13 protein-coding genes are annotated in these 18,873 nt (G+C 71.5%); 7 read left to right on the top strand and 6 right to left on the bottom strand.

What is annotated here, in order from left to right; translation table 11 throughout:
- Positions 1-55 precede the first annotated feature (55 nt).
- The 3 genes from ACWDUZ_RS16885 to ACWDUZ_RS16875 all read right to left on the bottom strand — a co-directional run bounded on the left by ACWDUZ_RS16885 (position 56) and on the right by ACWDUZ_RS16875 (position 3,414).
- A complete protein-coding gene (locus ACWDUZ_RS16885; RefSeq protein WP_451632578.1) occupies positions 56-637 on the bottom strand; it encodes a hypothetical protein in 582 nt (193 codons plus the stop codon).
- A gap of 231 nt (positions 638-868) precedes the next feature.
- Entirely contained in the window at positions 869-1,771 is a 903-nt protein-coding gene (locus ACWDUZ_RS16880; protein ID WP_030179604.1) for a tRNA (adenine-N1)-methyltransferase, read from the bottom strand.
- Between the two features lie 53 nt (positions 1,772-1,824).
- Positions 1,825-3,414 (bottom strand): site-2 protease family protein, encoded by a 1,590-nt coding sequence (locus ACWDUZ_RS16875; RefSeq protein WP_451632577.1) that lies wholly within the window; start codon positions 3,412-3,414, stop codon positions 1,825-1,827.
- A 516-nt stretch (positions 3,415-3,930) separates the two neighbouring features.
- Between ACWDUZ_RS16875 and ACWDUZ_RS16870 the strand changes: the two genes are divergently transcribed.
- Together ACWDUZ_RS16870 and ACWDUZ_RS16865 are read left to right on the top strand one after the other, a co-directional pair.
- Positions 3,931-4,839 carry a RecB family exonuclease gene (locus ACWDUZ_RS16870; protein WP_451632693.1) on the top strand — a complete coding sequence of 303 codons (909 nt, stop codon included), beginning with the start codon at positions 3,931-3,933 and terminating at the stop codon, positions 4,837-4,839.
- Between the two features lie 22 nt (positions 4,840-4,861).
- Positions 4,862-5,533: a response regulator gene (locus ACWDUZ_RS16865; RefSeq protein WP_451632576.1), complete on the top strand. Its 672-nt coding sequence runs from the start codon at positions 4,862-4,864 to the stop codon at positions 5,531-5,533.
- A 155-nt stretch (positions 5,534-5,688) separates the two neighbouring features.
- On the opposite strand, the gene ACWDUZ_RS16860 is transcribed toward ACWDUZ_RS16865, so the two are convergent.
- The 3 genes from ACWDUZ_RS16860 to metH form a co-directional block, all read right to left on the bottom strand.
- On the bottom strand, positions 5,689-7,287 hold the full coding sequence (locus ACWDUZ_RS16860) for an ABC transporter substrate-binding protein (RefSeq protein WP_451632575.1): 1,599 nt from the start codon (positions 7,285-7,287) through the stop codon (positions 5,689-5,691).
- Positions 7,288-7,618: 331 nt separating this feature from the next.
- On the bottom strand, positions 7,619-8,368 hold the full coding sequence (locus ACWDUZ_RS16855) for an HAD family hydrolase (protein WP_451632574.1): 750 nt from the start codon (positions 8,366-8,368) through the stop codon (positions 7,619-7,621).
- A 142-nt stretch (positions 8,369-8,510) separates the two neighbouring features.
- Positions 8,511-12,029 carry a methionine synthase gene (gene metH, locus ACWDUZ_RS16850; protein ID WP_451632573.1) on the bottom strand — a complete coding sequence of 1,173 codons (3,519 nt, stop codon included), beginning with the start codon at positions 12,027-12,029 and terminating at the stop codon, positions 8,511-8,513.
- A 307-nt stretch (positions 12,030-12,336) separates the two neighbouring features.
- On the opposite strand from metH, the gene ACWDUZ_RS16845 reads away from it, so the two are divergent.
- From ACWDUZ_RS16845 to ACWDUZ_RS16825, 5 genes are all read left to right on the top strand, one after another.
- A complete protein-coding gene (locus ACWDUZ_RS16845) occupies positions 12,337-13,101 on the top strand; it encodes an IclR family transcriptional regulator (protein ID WP_451632572.1) in 765 nt (254 codons plus the stop codon).
- 330 nt (positions 13,102-13,431) lie between these two features.
- Complete coding sequence (locus ACWDUZ_RS16840; RefSeq protein ID WP_451632571.1) at positions 13,432-14,226, top strand: MIP/aquaporin family protein; 795 nt, start codon at positions 13,432-13,434, stop codon at positions 14,224-14,226.
- 139 nt (positions 14,227-14,365) lie between these two features.
- A complete protein-coding gene (gene glpK, locus ACWDUZ_RS16835; protein ID WP_451632570.1) occupies positions 14,366-15,904 on the top strand; it encodes a glycerol kinase GlpK in 1,539 nt (512 codons plus the stop codon).
- Between the two features lie 9 nt (positions 15,905-15,913).
- Complete coding sequence (locus ACWDUZ_RS16830; protein WP_451632569.1) at positions 15,914-17,530, top strand: FAD-dependent oxidoreductase; 1,617 nt, start codon at positions 15,914-15,916, stop codon at positions 17,528-17,530.
- Positions 17,531-17,768: 238 nt separating this feature from the next.
- Positions 17,769-18,791, top strand: coding sequence for a PAC2 family protein (locus tag ACWDUZ_RS16825; protein WP_451632568.1), 1,023 nt, complete (start codon positions 17,769-17,771; stop codon positions 18,789-18,791).
- Positions 18,792-18,873 lie beyond the last annotated feature (82 nt).

Genomic DNA, 18,873 nt, shown 5'->3' with positions numbered 1-18,873 from the left:
GCGCGTACGCCTGCCGTCACTGCTGTCCGATTTCTCACACGCCGGCAGGCGCGGGTCAGACGCCGCGCGCCCGGGGAGCCGCGGAGCGGACGAACGCGCCGTTCTGCCACCGCCACTTCACGCTGTCCTTCACGTCGGGGCAGCAATTGGGCACGTCGGGCGAGGAGTAGCCGAGGAGGGTGGCGGTCACGTCGCCGGCCCGTACGGTGAAGTCGGTGACGGTGTACCGGTCCTTGGGGTCGACCAGGGTGGCCACCACGCGCGGGGCCTTGGCCCCTGCGGCCTGGGTGAGGACGTAGACGGCGTCGGGCGGGGTGCCAGCGGAGGCGTCGCAGTGCACGACGGCCACGGTCTCCGGCCGGCCGTCGTGGTCGAGGTCCCCGGAGGCCTGCTTCACCACGACGGCCTTCACGGGTCCGCACTGGAGCGGGAAGGTCACGCCGGTGGTGGCGGGTGCGGCGACCGCGGGGGCGCTCTTGGCCCGGGTGCCGCCGTCGGCGTTCTGGGCGGCGGTCGCGGAGCCGGGCTGGAGGGCCGGGGAAAGGGCTATGACACCGGCGACGGCCGTGGCCGTGGCCATCCAGTGGATGGGTCGGGTGTGCGTGTGTGCCAGTTCCGGAACGGCGGGGTGCTGCACTAGGAGTGTCTCCTGTGAGGGCTGTGCCGGTGGGGGTGGCCAGCATCGTGCCACACGTCACACTGCGGGGGAACGGTGGGGTCGGTACTTGTGACCGGCCCGGGCCGGCGCCGCGCGGTGGCGGCAGGTTCCCGGTGCGGCTTTCAACGCGAGGGCGCCGTGGCGGAGTTCCCGGTCGGGCAGGGGGAACTCCGCCACGGCGCCCGTTGGTTGGCCGCGGCAAAGGTCGTCTCAGCGGCCGGTGCCTCCGTCGGCGTTGGGGCCCTCGTAGTCCTCGCCGTAGGCGCCCTTGGCGGGGCGGCGGCGGCGCATGGGCGGCTCGACGCCGTCCGCGAGCCGGCGGGCGGTGAGCAGGAAGCCGGTGTGCCCGATCATCCGGTGGTCGGGGCGGACGGCGAGGCCCTCGATGTGCCAGTTGCGGATCATCGTCTCCCAGGCGGTCGGCTCGTTGAAGCAGCCGATCTCGCGGATGGACTCCACGGTCCGCGCGAGCTGGGTGGTGGTGGCGACGTAGCAGCACAGGATGCCGCCGGGGACCAGCGCCTTGGAGACGGCCTCCAGGCACTCCCAGGGGGCGAGCATGTCGAGGATGACGCGGTCGACGTCGGTGTCGGACAGGTTGTCCTGGAGGTCGCCGACGGTGAGCTGCCAGGCGGGGTGCGGGCCGCCGAAGTAGCGCTCCACGTTGGCCTGGGCGATCTCGGCGAAGTCGGCGCGGCGCTCGTAGCTGTGCAGCATGCCCTGGTCACCGATGGCGCGCAGCAGGAAGCTGCTGAGCGAGCCCGAGCCGACGCCGGCCTCCACGACGCGGGCGCCGGGGAAGATGTCGGCGAAGGCAAGGATCTGCCCCGCGTCCTTGGGGTAGACGACGGCTGCCCCACGGGGCATGGACAGGACGTAGTCGGGGAGCAGGGGACGCAGCGCGAGGTAGGCGACGTTGCCGGTGGTGCGGACAACGCTGCCCTCGGGTGCGCCGATCAGTTCGTCGTGCGGGAAGGAACCCTTGTGGGTGTGGAAGTTCTTCCCGGCCTCGAGCGTGAACGTGTAGTGGCGGCCCTTGGGGTCGGTCAGCTGTACCTGGTCCCCGACCTTGAAGGGCCCGCGGCGGCGGGCGGCACCGGTCGGTTCGGACATGTGACCAGCCTACCGGTCCCCGGGGGGCCCGCCGACCACGCGATCAGCACGGTCTAGGCGGACGCGGAGGGTCTCGCCATGGCCTTCACGAAGGCCCGCTCGACGTCGGCGGCGGACAGCACGCCGTAGATCTCCCCGGTCTCCTCCACCACGAGGTACTCGGTGGCCGGGGTGGCGCGCAGCACGTCCAGGAGTTCCTCCCCGGCCAGCTCGGCCGAGACGCGCATGCCCTCGGTGAGGTCCTGGGCGAGCTCGCTGGCGTAGACCCAGGGGCGGCGGTGCTCGGGCACGCCGACGATGGCGGACTCACGGACCAGGGAGAGCGGCTCGCCGTGGCCGTCGACGACGACGAGGGCGCGGGCGCCGGCGGTGTTGGCGCGGCGCAGGGCCTCGGCGAGGGAGGTGTTGGTCTCGACGGGGACCGCGCGGCGGGTGAGGGCGCGGGCGCGCAGTTCGGGGAGGTGTTCGCGCAGGCGGGCCATGCGCAGGCTGTTGCCGGCGCCGGTCCAGATGATCGCGGCGATGATGGCGGCGAGCAGGGCGTCGGTGACGGTGTCCATGCCGACGCTGTCCTCGGCGCTGGAGCCCAGGGCGCCGGACTGGGTGAGCAGAGGCAGTCCGATGAGGACGGCGACGGCGAGGAGCCGGCCGATCCAGGCGGCGGCGACGGTGCCGCTCATCGGCCGGCCGGTGATCTTCCAGACGACGGCGCGGAGCATGCGGCCGCCGTCGAGGGGCAGGCCGGGCAGCAGGTTGAACGCGGCGACGATGAGGTTGGAGACCATCAGGGCGGCCAGCAGCACGCCGAGGACCGTGCCGCGTTCGACCGGCTGGAGGGCGAGGTAGAAGACGCCGGCGAGGACCAGGGAGAGCAGCGGGCCGACGAAGGCGAGGACGAACTCGCGGCCGGGGGTCTCGGCCTCCTTCTCGATCTCCGAGACGCCGCCGAAGAACTGCAGGTGGATGCGGCGGACGGGGAGCTTGAAGCGGATCGCGGCGAGGGTGTGGGCGAGCTCGTGGACGAGGACGGAGCCGTAGAAGGCGACCGCGAAGAACAGGGAGACGAGGTAGCGGGCGGCGCCGAGTTCGGGCAGCACGCGGTCGAGCTGGCCACCGAAGACCCAGGTGATCAGCGCGGCGACGAGGAACCAGCTGGGCCCCACGTACACGGGTACGCCGAACGGCCGCCCCATGAGCAGCCCGCCTCCGGGCTCCCGGGGCCGCCGGGGCGGCGGGGCCTGGCCGGCACCGCCGTGGGCGCGGGCGCGGTCGGGGTGGGTGCCGTGCCCGGCGGGGCCGTGCGCGGCTGCGGGGTCCGGACCGGCCCCGGGGCCGGCGGCGCTGTCACGGACGGGCTCGTCGGTGTGGTCCTGGACGGGCTCGTGGGCGCTGCCCGGGACGGTCTCGTCGGCGGCGTCGGCCGGGCCGGACGAGTGATCGCCCCGGTCGCCGGGGGCCGAGACGTTCTCACCGGGAGGTCCGTTCTCGTCCGGGGCACGCCGGTCTCCCGCTCCGGGGCCGGGTTCGTGACCGGGTGACTCCGGGCGGGCGGTGCCGTCGTGCGGGGCCGAGGGGCCCGTGCGGGGTTCGGTCGGCTCGTCGTTGCCGGACCGCGGCTGCCCGCTCCCGCCGCTCACGTCCACGGTGTCCCCTCGTTCGAAGTCTTCCGTGCCTGCCGGCCGGAACGTCTCGGGTCGATGGTATGCGTCCGCGGCGAACGGTTTCGCCCGGCACCCCTGTCTTCTGCCCACTGTCGTGGCCGTAGTCACCCCGGTCCGGGGCCCGCGCGGTGGGGTCACTGTCAGTGGCGGGCCGTAAGGTCTGTGGGCATGGAGACGAGCACGGCGGACGGCACGGAACCCCACGGCGCCGGGACCGCACCGGCGGACGAAGGCACCCCGGCGCCGCGACCCGCCCCGGACCGGGCGCCGGCCGTGGACGCCCCGCCGTCCGGAGCGGCATCGACCGCCGACGGACGGGCCACGGGGTCCGCGCCGTCGGCGCGGACCGGGACGACGGAGGCGGAAGCGGACGCCGTCACCGGGGCAGACACCGTCACCGCGGGCGGCGCCGTCGCCGCGCCCTCGGCGGGCTCGGACGCCGGTACGGTCGCGCACGCCGCCGGTACGGTCGCGCACGCCGAGGGTGCGGACACCGCCGTGGTCTCGTGTGCCGCCGGCCCGGACGGCGCCGTCTCCGCGCGGGCGGAGCGGGTGGCGGCGGTGCCGGTCTCGTTGTCGCCGTCCCGGGCGGGGGACTTCATGCAGTGTCCGTTGCTGTACCGGTTCCGGGTGATCGACCGGCTGCCGGAGAAGCCGAGCGAGGCGGCCACGCGGGGCACACTGGTGCACGCGGTCCTCGAGCGGATGTTCGACGCGCCGGCCGCGGAGCGGACCGCGCCCCGGGCCAAGTCGCTGATCCCCGGCCAGTGGGACCGGCTGCGGGCCTCCCGCCCGGAACTGGTGGAGCTGTTCGCCGGCGACGTGGACGGCGAGCGGCTGGCCCGCTGGCTGGCGGAGGCGGAGCAGTTGGTGGAGCGCTGGTTCACGCTGGAGGACCCGACCCGGCTGGAGCCGGCCGAGCGCGAGTTGTTCGTCGAGACGGAGCTGGACTCGGGGCTCAGGCTGCGCGGGATCATCGACCGGGTGGACGTGGCTCCCACCGGCGAGGTACGGATCGTCGACTACAAGACGGGCAAGGCGCCGCGGGCGGAGTACGCCGAGGGCGCGCTGTTCCAGATGAAGTTCTACGCCCTGGTCGTCTGGCGGCTGAAGAAGATCGTTCCGCGGCGGTTGCAGCTGGTGTACCTGGGCAGCGGTGATGTGCTGACCTACGACCCGGTCCCGGCCGACCTGCAGCGGGTGGAGCGCAAGCTGCTGGCGCTGTGGGAGGCGATCCGGCAGGCCACCGAGACCGGTGACTGGCGCCCGCGCCGCACCAAGCTGTGCGGCTGGTGCGACCATCAGGCCCACTGCCCGGAGTTCGGGGGCACTCCCCCGCCCTACCCGCTGCCACTGCCCCAGGGACGGACCGCCGAGCGGGCGCAGGGCAGAATGGGGCCGGAGTAGGGCCCCAGCGAAGGAGACTCACGTGGCCATCCGCGTCCTACTGGTCGACGACCAGCCGCTGCTGCGCACCGGGTTCCGGATGATCCTGGAGGCGGAGCAGGACATCGCGGTCGTGGGCGAGGCCGGAGACGGCCTCCAGGCCCTGGACCAGGTGCGGGCCCTGCAGCCCGATGTGGTGCTCATGGACATCCGCATGCCGCGGATGGACGGGGTCGAGGCGACCCGGCAGATCACCGGGCCCGGGCGGGACGGCCCGGCCAAGGTGCTGGTGCTGACCACCTTCGACCTCGACGAGTACGTGGTGGAGGCGCTGCGCGCGGGCGCGAGCGGCTTCCTGCTGAAGGACGCCCCGGCGGGCGAGCTGGTGCAGGCGATCCGCGTGGTCGCAGCCGGCGAGGCGATGCTGGCGCCGAGCATCACACGCCGGCTGCTGGACAAGTACGCCACGCATCTGCCGTCCGGGGACGAGCCGGTGCCGGACACCCTGCACACTCTCACCGATCGCGAGGTCGAGGTGCTGAAGCTGGTGGCGCGGGGGCTGTCGAACGCGGAGATCGCCGCGGACCTGTTCGTCAGCGAGACGACGGTCAAGACACATGTCGGGCACGTGCTGACCAAGCTGGGGCTGCGCGACCGCGTGCAGGCGGCGGTGTACGCGTACGAGAGCGGTCTGGTGCGGCCCGGGGCACAGTAGGGCGCCGGCTGGAACACTCCCCCGCGGGCGGCACCGCCCGCGGGAAGTGCCGCCCGTGTCCGGCTCGTCCTGCGATCACCCCGCCACGATGCGAGGCGCCCCTCCCCGGAGTTCCGGGAAGGGGCGCCTCGTCGTACCGCCGGGGGCGGCGGGGCTCAGTCGCGCACGCCGCGGCCGAGCATCCACAGCTGGAGCGTGGAGGAGGAGTTGAGCGCGTACGCGGCGCCCGTGATGTCGTCGCGGGCGGCGACGTACTGCTTGCCCTGCCACAGCGGGATCACCGGAACGTCGGTGGCGACGATGTTCTGGATGCTCGTCAGGCTCGAGGAGCTGCGGTCGGCCTCACGCCGGGACTGCGGGATCAGGGTGTTGCGGATCTCGCTGTTGGCGTACGGCGAGCCGAGGAAGTTGTCCTTGTCGAGGAAGGGCGCGAGGAAGTTGTCGGCGTCCGGGAAGTCCGGGAACCAGCCCATGCCGTAGACCTCGTACCGGCCCTTCTGCTCGGCCGGGCGGAACTGCTTCCACGGCGTTCCCTCGATGCTGACATCGAACAGGCCGCTGGCGTTGAGCTGCTGCTGAAGGATCTGGAATTCCTTCTTGGTGGCGGAGCCGTAGTGGTCCGTCGTGTAGTGCAGCGTCAGCTTCACCGGGGTGGTGATGTCCGCCTTGTTCAGCAGGAACTCGGCCTTGGAGACGCTCGGGTCGCCGTACTTGTTGAAGAACGAGTTGGAGTGGCCGGTGATGGTGGCCGGGACGAGCGAGAACAGCGGTTCGGCCTGCGTGCCGTAGACCTTGGCGACCAGTTCGTTGCGGTTGATGACCCGGGCCATCGCCTGGCGCACAGCCTTGCTCTTCACCGACGGGGCGTCGGTGTTGAAGGCCAGGTAGCGGATCTCCAGGCCGGGCATCTCGACGAGGTCGACGTCGCTCTCACCGGCGTTGGCCAGCTTCTGGATCTGCTCCGGCGACATGGTGCGGGTCATGACGTCGATGTCGCCCTTTTCCAGGGCGGCGCCCATGGCGTCCGCGTCGGCGAAGGAGCGGATCTCCACCTTGTCGTTGTTGAGCTCCAACGTCCCCTGGTAGTGGGGGTTCTTGGTGAAGACGGCGTCGATCATCTCGCCGTCCTTGACGTCGGCCTTCATGGTGTACGGGCCGGAGCCGTCCACGGCGAAGCCCTCGCGCAGCTTGTCCTTCTCGTAGTCCTTGGGGTTGACGATGCCCGCGACCGGCGTCGTCAGTTTGTACGGGAAGGTGGCGTCCGCGGTGTTGAGGTGGAAGATGACCTCACGGTCGCCCTGCGTCTCGACGGTGTCGATGGTGGACAGCAGGCCGTACACACCACTGTCGCCCTTGATGGCGCGGGCGCGGTCGATGGAGTACTTCACATCGGCCGCGGTGACCGGGCTGCCGTCGGCGAACTTCAGGCCCTCGCGCAGGGTGCAGGCGAAGCGCTCGTTGCCGGTGTCGGTGAATCCGCACTTCTCGGCGGCCTCGGGGACGGGGGTGCCGTCGCCCTTGGGCATGATCATCAGGGTCTGCACCGTCTGGCGCAGGACGTTCCAGAGGCCGGCGTCATAGGCCCACGCCGGGTCGAGAGGCGCGGGGGCTTCCTCGGAGGCGGTGAACCGGTCCGTGGTGCCGACGACGATGGCGTCGCCGCTCTGGCTGCCACTGTCGGACCCACCGCAGGCGGCGAGTACCGGGGCGAGCAGGCCGGCCACGGCCGGCAGCACCAAAGTCTTGCGGTTCATGCTCGAGTTTCTCCAGGGCAGTCATGTCCGTGTACCCGGCACGCATGGGTGGTGCGGCCGTTCACGGGGGTGGGGGCGATGTTCTCGCGACGAGATTAGTCCGCGCCCGCAGGACGGTTCGCAGCCACCGGAGTTGAGCCGCCATCACGCAGCGGAATCGGGTGTGGACGCACCGAAAACGTGCCACTGGAATGATTCGTGCAGCCTCTCATCAATCGGGACACAAAGGCGCCCGGGCGGCGACGCGCACGAGGACGGCGGCACACGCCGATGTCCCTGTCGAGCCCACATCGAGTGGCGAACGTCACATATCTGACGTGAGGCGCGGGTATCAGAATTCGGCCACCGGTCCGACGGGACCCGTTCCGGACGCGAGTTCCTGACCCGGGAAGGTCATCAGCCCCTGCAGGAACGGCAGGTCGACCTCTTCGAGCGAGGTCACCACCGTGCGCCGGGGTGCCGGGGGGATGGGGGCCACGGAGGGCACGGCGACCACCCGACAGCCGGCGGCCTCGGCCGCGGCGACCCCGGTGGCGGTGTCCTCGACGACCGCGCACCTGGCCGGATCCGCTCCCAGGCGGGTCGCGGCCAGCAGATAGGGGTCCGGGTACGGCTTGGTGCGCAACACCTCGTCGCCGGCCACCGAGAAGGAGAAGTGCTCGGGGCCGAGCGAGGTCATGACACGGTCGATGATGCGCCGGTGGGAGGCGGAGACCAGGGCGGTGGGGATCTCGTGCGCCGACAGCTCGGTCAGCAGCCGCGCCGCGCCCGGCATCAGCGGCAGGGCGCGGTCGATGCGGTCCTCGAAGCCCTGGTTGAGCAGCACCGTGAGCTCGGCAAGGGTGACGGCGGCGCCGGTGGCCTCGATGAGGAAGCCCGCGCTGCGGGTCATGGGGCCGCCGACGACGACCTGTCTCCACGCGTCATCGAGCCTGTGGCCGAGGGCCGCGAACACCTCGACCTCGACGTCCCACCAGAAACCCTCCGTGTCCACCAGGGTTCCGTCCATGTCGAGGAGCACGGCCTGCAAAGCGGAGCCTTCGGCCGTGCGGGTGCCTGGCGCGGGGACCGTACTGGTCATCCGGCGTACCTCCTTGAGGGACGATCAGGCCGGTTCCCGCGCGGGGAACCGGCCTGCAGTGGATCGACCAGTCTACGACGCGGCAAGGACAGACGCCTCGTCGAGACCTTCGCCCGGCCGGGACATCGCCTGTTCGGCGGCCTCAGCGTGCGTTGAAGTACTTCGCCTCCGGGTGGTGGATCACGATGGCGTCCGTGGACTGCTCGGGGTGCAGCTGGAACTCCTCGGAGAGGTGCACGCCGATCCGCTCGGGCTCCAGGAGCGCGGCGATCTTGGCGCGGTCCTCCAGGTCGGGGCAGGCGCCGTAGCCGAGGGAGAAACGGGCACCCCGGTACTTCAGGTCGAACATGTCTTCGATGTCGCTCGGGTCCTCCCCGGCGAAGCCCAGCTCGGCGCGGACGCGGGCGTGCCAGTACTCGGCGAGCGCCTCGGCCAGCTGCACGGACAGTCCGTGCAGCTCCAGGTACTCACGGTAGGAGTCGGACGCGAACAGCCGGGCCGTCTCCTCCCCGATCTTCGAGCCGACGGTGACGACCTGGAAGCCGACGACGTCCCGCTCCCCGGACTCCTCCGGGCGGAAGAAGTCCGCCAGGCACAGCCGGCGGCCGCGGCGCTGGCGGGGGAAGGTGAACCGGGTGCGCTCGTTGCCCTGCTCGTCCAGGACGATCAGGTCGTCGTCCTTGGACACGCACGGAAAGTAGCCGTGGACGACGGCCGCCTCCAGCAGGTTCTCCGTCTGGAGCTTCTCGAGCAGCCCGCGCAGCCGGGGCCGGCCCTCGGTCTCCACCAGTTCCTCGTACGTCGGCCCGTCGCCGGTACGGGCCTGGCGCAGCCCCCACTGGCCCTTGAACAGGGCGCCCTCGTCCAGCCAGGACGCGTAGTCCCGCAGCGGGATGCCCTTGACCACCCGGGTGCCCCAGAACGGGGGCTCCGGGACCGGGTTGTCGGTGGCGACGTCCGAGCGGACGTGACCCTCCTGCGGGCGCTGCTCCTCCTCCACCACCGCCGCGGTGGCGCGGACCCGCCGCTGCCGCAGTTCGGGCAGCTTGGCGCCGGGCACGCCGCGCTTGACGCCGATCAGGGCGTCCATCAGGCGCAGGCCCTCGAAGGCGTCGCGGGCGTAGCGGACCTCGCCCTGGTACAGCTCGTGCAGGTCCTGCTCCACGTACGCCCGGGTCAGCGCGGCGCCGCCGAGGATGACCGGGTAGCGGGTGGCGAGACCCCGGGTGTTGAGCTCCTCCAGGTTCTCCTTCATGATCACCGTGGACTTGACCAGCAGCCCGGACATGCCGATCACGTCCGCCTTGTGCTCGTCGGCGGCCTCCAGAATCGCCGAGACCGGCTGCTTGATGCCCAGGTTGACCACGTTGTAGCCGTTGTTGGACAGGATGATGTCGACCAGGTTCTTGCCGATGTCGTGCACGTCCCCGCGCACGGTGGCCAGCACGATCGTGCCCTTGCCGGCCTCGTCGGTCTTGTCCATGTGCGGTTCGAGGTGGGCGACGGCGGCCTTCATCACCTCGGCGGACTGGAGCACGAACGGCAGCTGCATCTGCCCGGAGCCGAACAGCTCGCCGACGACCTTCATGCCGTCCAGCAGGGTGTCGTTGACGATGTCCAGCGCCTTGCGGCTCTGCAGCGCCTCGTCCAGGTCGGCCTCCAGGCCGTTGCGTTCGCCGTCGATGATCCGCCGCTTCAGCCGCTCCTCCAGCGGCAGCGCGGCCAGTTCCTCGGCCTTGCCCGCCTTCAGCGACTTGGCGGTGGCGCCCTCGAACAGCTGCATGAGCTTCTGCAGCGGGTCGTAGCCCTCACGGCGCCGGTCGTAGATCAGGTCCAGGGCGGTGGTGACCTGCTCCTCGTCGAAGCGGGCGATCGGCAGGATCTTGCTGGCGTGCACGATCGCGGAGTCCAGGCCGGCCTTGACGCACTCGTCCAGGAAGACCGAGTTCAGCAGGATCCGGGCGGCCGGGTTCAGGCCGAAGGAGATGTTCGACAGGCCGAGGGTCGTCTGCACCTCGGGGTGCCGCCTCTTCAGCTCGCGGATGCCCTCGATGGTGGCCAGGCCGTCCTTGCGGGACTCCTCCTGACCGGTGCAGATGGTGAAGGTCAGGCAGTCCACGAGGATGTCCTCCTCGCGGATGCCCCAGTTGCCGGTCAGGTCGTCGATCAGCCGCTCGGCGATCTCGACCTTCTTCTCGGCGGTACGGGCCTGGCCCTCCTCGTCGATGGTCAGCGCGATGAGCGCCGCACCGTGCTCCCGGGCGAGCCGGGTGACCCGCGCGAAGCGCGACTGCGGGCCGTCACCGTCCTCGTAGTTGACCGAGTTGATGACCGCGCGGCCGCCCAGCTTCTCCAGCCCCGCCTCGATCACGTCGACCTCGGTGGAGTCCAGCACGATCGGCAGCGTGGAGGCGGTGGCGAACCGTCCGGCCAGCTCGGCCATGTCGGCGACGCCGTCCCGGCCGACGTAGTCCACGCACAGGTCGAGCATGTGCGCGCCCTCGCGGATCTGCTCCCGGGCCAGCTCGACGCAGTCGTCCCAGCGGCCCTCCAGCATGGCCTCGCGGAACTTCTTCGAGCCGTTGGCGTTGGTCCGCTCCCCGATCGCCAGATACGACGTGTCCTGGCGGAAGGGGACGGTCTGGTAGAGGGAGGCGGCGCCCGGCTCCGGTCGCGGGCTGCGCTCCACCGGGGTCAGCTCCCGCACCCGCTCCACCAGCTGCCGCAGATGCTCCGGTGTCGTACCGCAGCAGCCGCCCACCAGGGACAGACCGTAGTCGCGGACGAAGTTCTCCTGCGCGTCCGCCAGGCCCTCCGGGTCCAGCGGGAAGTGCGCGCCGTCCTTGGTCAGCACCGGCAGACCCGCGTTCGGCATGCACAGCAGCGGGATGCGGGAGTGCCGGGTGAGGTAGCGCAGGTGTTCGCTCATCTCCGCCGGGCCGGTGGAGCAGTTCAGGCCGATCATGTCGATGCCGAGCGACTCCAGCGCGGTCAGCGCCGCGCCGATCTCCGAGCCCAGCAGCATCGTGCCGGTCGTCTCGAACGCCATCGACACCAGCAGCGGCACCTCGGTCCCGGTGGCTTCCATGGCCCGCCGGGCGCCCAGCACCGATGCCTTCGTCTGCAGCAGGTCCTGCGTGGTCTCCACGATCAGCGCGTCCGCGCCGCCCGCCAGCAGTCCCTCCGCGTTGGCCTGGTAGCCGTCGCGGATGGTGGTGTAGCCGACGTGGCCGAGGGTGGGCAGTTTGGTGCCGGGGCCGATCGAGCCGAGCACCCAGCGGGTGCGGCCGTCGCGGGCGGCGTACTCGTCGGCGACCTCGCGGGCGATGCGGGCGCCCGCCTCGGACAGCTCGTGGACCCGGTGGGAGATCTCGTACTCCGCCGCCGCCGTGTGGTTGGCGCCGAAGGTGTTGGTCTCCACGCAGTCGACGTCTGCCGCGAAGTAGGCGTCGTGGACCGAACGGACGATGTCGGGCCTGGTCAGGTTCAGAATCTCGTTGCAGCCCTCCAGGTCCTGGAAGTCCTCGAGTGTGGGCTCCTGGGCCTGGAGCATGGTGCCCATCGCTCCGTCGGCCACCACCACTCGGGTGGCGAGGGCCTCTCGGAGGGCGGACACACGGGTCCGGCTGTCGGCGGAAGGGGTCGGCGGCAACGAGGCCATGAAGGGGCTCCCTTAGGTGCGACGGCTGTCGGCTTTGCGCCTTTCCCGGTGGTTGGCGAGGACTCACACCGGAGCCTCCCGGGGCAGGCGCACGCGGCAAGCCTAGCCGGGTCCGGCACCCGATGGTCGGGGCGTCCACCACGCGGACGAGGATGACCGCCGGGCCACCCGTGGGCGGCCCGACTCGTAACAGGTGTCGGCCGACCGTTGGCGGACAGTCGACAAGGACCGGTAGTGTTCGACATTGCCGAACGGCGGGGACCGATGTCGACCGCCGACGGTCGAGGGAGACGGAGGCAGGACGGCGATGGCACGGAACATCCAGTCGCTCGAACGGGCGGCCGCGATGCTGCGCTTGCTCGCGGGCGGCGAACGACGGCTCGGCCTGTCGGACATCGCCTCTTCTCTGGGCCTCGCCAAGGGCACCGCCCACGGCATACTGCGCACCCTCCAGCAGGAGGGGTTCGTGGAGCAGGACGACGCCTCCGGCCGCTACCAGCTCGGCGCGGAACTGCTGCGCCTGGGCACCACCTACCTCGACGTCCACGAGTTGCGGGCACGTGCCCTGGTGTGGACGGACGACCTGGCGCGCTCCAGCGGCGAGAGCGTCTATCTGGGGGTGCTGCACCAGCACGGCGTGCTGATCGTGCACCACGTCTTCCGCCCGGACGACAGCCGGCAGGTGCTGGAGATCGGGGCGATGCAGCCCCTGCACTCCACCGCCCTGGGCAAGGTCCTGTCGGCGTCCGACCCGGTCGCGCACAGCGAGGCGGCGGAGGCCGACCGCAAGGCGTTCACGGACCGGACGGTGTGCGACATGGAGGACTTCGAGCGCATCCTCGACCTCACGCGCGCGCGGGGGTACGCCGCCGACGTGGAGGAGACCTGGGAGGGCGTCGCGTCCATCGCCGCGCCCATCCACGACCGGCGCAGGATGCCGGTCGGGGCCGTGGGGATCACCGGTGCCGTGGAGCGGGTGTGCCCGGACGGCGAGCTGCGTCCCGAACTGATCGCGGCCGTGCGTGACTGTGCCCGCGCGGTCTCGCGGGACCTGGGCGCCGGGCGGTTCTGAGCGGCGCGCGAAGACCACCACAGGCCGGTACGCCGTACGGCGTGCCGGCCTCTCGCGTGCCCGCGGTGCGCCGCGGGGTGCGCGCACGGTGAACGGTCCGCGAACCCCCGACCAGTAACGATCGTGCTTTCGATTACAGAACTCTTGACGCCCGTGTCAGGGCACGTGAGACTCGCGTCCATCGGTCGGCATTGTCGAACACCTTGCGGCAATACGCGCTAGAGTGTGACAACGCCATGGGCCGGCATCGCTCTCACCCCCGAGGGCGCCAGACCCCCGGAGGGACCCGGGGTTCGGCTTACCCCTGGACGAAGGACAAAGGAGTCGCGGGTGTCCAGCTCCGACATCTTCATCGGCGAGACCATCGGTACCGCCATACTCATCCTGCTCGGCGGCGGCGTATGTGCCGCCGTCACCCTGAAGGCCTCCAAGGCCCGTAACGCCGGCTGGCTCGCCATCGCCTTCGGGTGGGGTTTCGCCGTGATGACGGCCGTGTACATCTCGGGCCCGCTGTCCGGGGCCCACCTGAACCCGGCCGTGACGGTGGCCCTCGCCATCAAGGACGGCGCGTGGTCGGACGTGCCGACCTACTTCGCCGGTCAGCTGCTCGGCGCCATGATCGGCGCGGCCCTGGTGTGGGTCGCCTACTACGGCCAGTTCCACGCCCACCTGACCGACAAGGAGATCGTCGGCGGCCCGGGTGCGCAGGCCACCGCCGCCAAGGCGGTCGAGGCCCAGGAGAAGGGCGCCGGCCCCGTGCTCGGCATCTTCTCGACCGGCCCGGAGGTCAGGAACGCGATGCAGAACCTCGCCACCGAGATCGTCGGCACCCTCGTGCTGATCCTGGCGGTCCTCACCCAGGGCCTCAACGCCGACGGCAACGGCCTCGGCGTCCTCGGCGGCCTGATCACCGCGCTCGTGGTCGTCTCGATCGGTCTGTCGCTCGGCGGCCCCACGGGTTACGCCATCAACCCGGCCCGCGACCTCGGCCCCCGCATCGTGCACGCGCTGCTGCCCCTGCCCAACAAGGGGGGCTCCGACTGGAGCTACGCCTGGATCCCGGTGGTCGGCCCGCTGATCGGCGGGGCGATCGGCGCCGGCATCTACAACGTCGCGTTCGCCTGACGACCGCCGCGCTCGCGGTCCCCGGACGGCGAGCGCCACGGCCGACCCCATGCGTCCGCACCCCGCCGCACCCCCGCACCACTGATCACCGACCACGGACCTGGACCTTCCGGACCTTCTGCACCTTCAGGAGCTCACAGTGACCGACGCCCACACCGCCGGGCCGTTCATCGCCGCCATCGACCAGGGCACCACTTCCTCGCGCTGCATCGTCTTCGACCGGGACGGCCGGATCGTCTCCGTCGACCAGAAGGAGCACGAGCAGATCTTCCCCAAGCCGGGCTGGGTCGAACACGACGCCGCCGAGATCTGGACCAACGTCCAGGAGGTCGTCGCCGGCGCCGTCGAGAAGGCCGGCATCACCCGCGACGACATCAAGGCCATCGGCATCACCAACCAGCGCGAGACCACCGTGCTGTGGGACAGGAACACCGGCGAGCCCGTCCACAACGCCATCGTCTGGCAGGACACCCGCACCGACGCCCTGTGCCGGGAGCTCGGCCGCAACGTCGGCCAGGACCGCTTCCGCCGCGAGACCGGCCTTCCCCTCGCCTCCTACTTCGCCGGTCCCAAGGCCCGCTGGCTGCTCGACAACGTCGAGGGCCTCAAGGAGCGCGCCGAGGCGGGCGACATCCTCTTCGGCACCATGGACAGCTGGGTCATCTGGAACCTGACCGGCGGCGTCGACGGCGGCAAGCACGTCACCGACGTCACCAACGCGTCCCGCACCCTGCTGATGAACCTGCACACCATGGAGTGGGATGCCAAGATCGCCGAGTCCATCGGTGTCCCACTGCAGATCCTGCCCGAGATCCGCTCCTCCGCCGAGGTCTACGGCGAGATCACCGGCGGCAAGCTGGGCGACCTGCTCGGCGGCATCCCGGTGGCCTCCGCGCTCGGCGACCAGCAGGCGGCCCTGTTCGGCCAGACCTGCTTCTCCGAGGGCGAGACCAAGTCGACGTACGGCACCGGCACCTTCATGGTGATGAACACCGGTGACAAGATCATCAACTCCTACGCGGGCCTACTGACCACCGTCGGCTACAAGATCGGCGACCAGAAGACGGTCTACGCCCTGGAGGGCTCGATCGCCGTCACCGGCTCCCTGGTGCAGTGGATGCGCGACCAGATGGGCCTGATCTCCACCGCCGCCGAGATCGAGACGCTCGCGCTCTCGGTCGAGGACAACGGCGGCGCCTACTTCGTACCGGCCTTCTCCGGCCTGTTCGCCCCGCACTGGCGCTCCGACGCCCGCGGAGTGATCGCCGGCCTGACCCGGTACGTCACCAAGGCGCACCTCGCGCGCGCTGTCCTGGAGGCCACCGCCTGGCAGACCCGGGAGATCGCCGACGCCATGACCAAGGACTCCGGCGTCGAGCTGTCCACCCTCAAGGTCGACGGCGGCATGACCGCGAACAACCTGCTGATGCAGACGCTCTCGGACGTCCTGGACGCCCCCGTGGTGCGCCCGATGGTCGCCGAGACCACCTGCCTCGGCGCCGCCTACGCCGCCGGTCTCGCCGTCGGCTTCTGGAACAGCACCGACGACCTGCGTCAGAACTGGCGCCGGGCCGCCGAGTGGACCCCCCGCATGGACGCGGAGACCCGCGACCGTGAGTACAAGAACTGGCTCAAGGCCGTCGAGCGGACCATGGGCTGGCTCGAGGACGAGGAGTAAGAAACCGCAATGACCAGTCAGTCCACCCTGCAGTCCGTGCCTGCCCTGGGGACGCACCCGGCCTCCGGCTCGCCCGCGAGCCGCGCCGAGACCCGGGAGCAGCTCTCCAAGGCGACGTACGACCTCCTCGTGATCGGCGGCGGCATCCTGGGCATCTCCACCGCCTGGCACGCCGCGCAGTCCGGGCTCAGGGTGGCTCTGGTCGACGCCGGTGACTTCGCCGGCGCCACCTCCTCCGCCTCCTCCAAGCTGCTCCACGGCGGTCTGCGCTATCTGCAGACCGGCGCGGTGAAGCTGGTGGCGGAGAACCACTTCGAGCGCCGTGCGGTCTCCCGCCAGGTGGCCCCCCACCTGGCGAACCCGCTCACCTTCTACCTCCCCGTGTACAAGGGCGGGCCGCACGGCGCGGCGAAGCTCGGGGCGGGCGTGTTCGCCTACTCCGCGCTCTCCGCGTTCGGCGACGGCGTGGGCCACCTGCTCTCCCCGGCCAAGGCCGCGCAGGACGTGCCCGAGCTGCGCACGGAGAACCTCAGGGCCGTCGCCGTCTACGGCGACGACCAGATGAACGACGCGCGCATGGCGCTGATGACGGTCCGGGCGGCCGTCGAGGCCGGCGCGGTCGTTCTCAACCACGCCGAGGTCACCGGCCTGCGCTTCACCCGGGGCCGGGTCACCGGCGCCGAGCTGAAGGACCGGCTGTCCGGCGACGAGTTCGGCGTCGACGCCCGGCTGGTGCTGAACGCGACCGGCCCGTGGGTCGACCACCTGCGCCGGATGGAGGACCCGCACGCGGCGCCGTCCATCCGCCTGTCCAAGGGCGCCCACCTGGTGCTCAGGCGCACCTCGCCGTGGAAGGCGGCGCTGGCCACCCCGATCGACAAGTACCGCATCACCTTCGCCCTCCCCTGGGAGGACATGCTGCTGCTCGGCACCACCGACGAGGAGTACGAGGGTGACCCGGCGGACGTCAGGGTCGAGGACAAGGACATCGCGCAGATACTCGACGAGGCCGCGTTCTCCGTCCGCGACCAGCAGCTCCGGCGGGAGCTGATCACCTACGCCTTCGCGGGCCTCAGGGTGCTGCCGGGCGGCCCCGGCGACACCGCCAAGGCCAAGCGCGAGACCGTGGTCACCGAGGGCAAGGGCGGCATGCTGTCCGTGGCGGGCGGCAAGTGGACGACCTTCCGCCACATCGGCCGTACGGTGATGAAGAAGCTGGAGTCGCTGCCGGGCCGTCCGCTGGGCGAGGACTTCGAGCCGATCTCGGCGCTGCCGAGGAAGCTGCCGCTGCCCGGCATCGCCAACCCGCGCGCGGTGGCGCACCGGCTGCTGGTGGACCGTCCGGCGCCCGGCCCGCGGATGGCCGCGGACACCGCCCGGCACCTGGCCACGCACTACGGCTCGCTGGCGTTCGACATCGCCCGGCTGGCCAACGAGGACCCGGAGCTGGGCGAGCGGGTCCACCCGGACGCCCCGGAGATCTGGGCGCAGGTCGTGTGGGCCCGGGACCACGAGTGGGCCGAGACGCCGGACGACGTGCTGCGCCGCCGTACGACGCTGACGATCCGCGGCCTGGCCACGGACGAGGTGCGGGCCAAGGTCCGGGAAGTGCTCGACCGGAAGTGACCCTGGTGGCCGTGGGGCGGGGCCGGGCCCTGGTGGCCCGAGGACCGCGCGCCGGCCCCCGCCGTGCCGGGGGCCGGCCCTGGCCGTCGCGGGTCCGGAGGTCCGGATCACGGGTGTTCGACCGTCTCGGACGGGGCAGTGATGCGTTCACTCCCCCGTGCAAGGGGGCTGCGGGCGCCCCCACGGCACGCCGTAAGGTTGGTGGGTCAGGCGAGGGCACGTCGGAAGGAGGCACTGGGTGATCGAGCTCGAGGGGGTTCCCGAGCTGATCGACCCGGTCATGGTGGCCGCGTTCGAGGGCTGGAACGATGCCGGCGACGCCGCCTCCACCGCGGTCGCGCATCTCGAGAGGGAGTGGAAGGGCGAGGTGTTCGCGGCGCTGGACGCCGAGGACTACTACGACTTCCAGGTGAACCGCCCCACGGTGTTCATGGACGGCGGCGTGCGAAAGATCACGTGGCCGACGACGCGGCTGTCGGTGGTCAGGATCGGCGGCGAGAAGCCGCGTGACCTGGTGCTGGTCCGCGGGATCGAACCGTCCATGCGCTGGCGATCGTTCTGCAACGAGCTGCTCGGTTTCGCGCACGAACTGGGCGTGGAGCTGGTGGTCATCCTGGGTGCGCTGCTCGGCGACACCCCGCACACACGTCCGGTCCCGATCAGCGGGACCACATCCGACGCGGACCTGGCCCGCCGGATGGACCTGGAGGAGACCAAGTACGAAGGGCCCACGGGCATCGTCGGCGTCCTCCAGGAGGCGTGCACGCACGCGGGTGTGCCGGCGGTCTCGCTGTGGGCGGCCGTCCCGCACTACGTGTCGCAGCCGCCCAACCCGAAGGCCACGCTGGCCCTGCTCAACCGCCTGGAGGACCTGCTGGACCTGCGGATCCCGCTGGGCGAGCTGCCCGAGGACGCGCGCGCCTGGCAGGTGGGCGTGGACCAGCTGGCCGCCGAGGACAGCGAGGTCGCCGAGTACGTCCAGACGCTGGAGGAGGCCCGGGACACCGCCGAGCTGCCGGAGGCGTCGGGTGAGGCGATCGCCCGCGAGTTCGAGCGGTACCTGCGGCGCCGGGACGGCGGTGGTCCGTCGTCCGGCGGGCACGCCACGGCGGACGGCGGCGAGGGCGGCCCCTACCTGCGGGACAGCCCCGGCGGACGGACCCGGCCGCCGAAACCTCCGAGGCCGGAGAGCGGGACGGGCCCGGAGACCGATCCCCGGACGGGTCCGGACGGCGACGACGAGGATTCCTCGGACGACTGAGCCGGACCCGACGGGCATCACCGGACCAGTACAGACATCAGGGGCGGGGGGCGGGGGGGGGGGGCGCCCCCGATGGGGTGGA

This window comes from Streptomyces sp. NPDC003393 (assembly GCF_053589015.1).
This window is presented reverse-complemented; position numbering and strand designations above follow the sequence as displayed.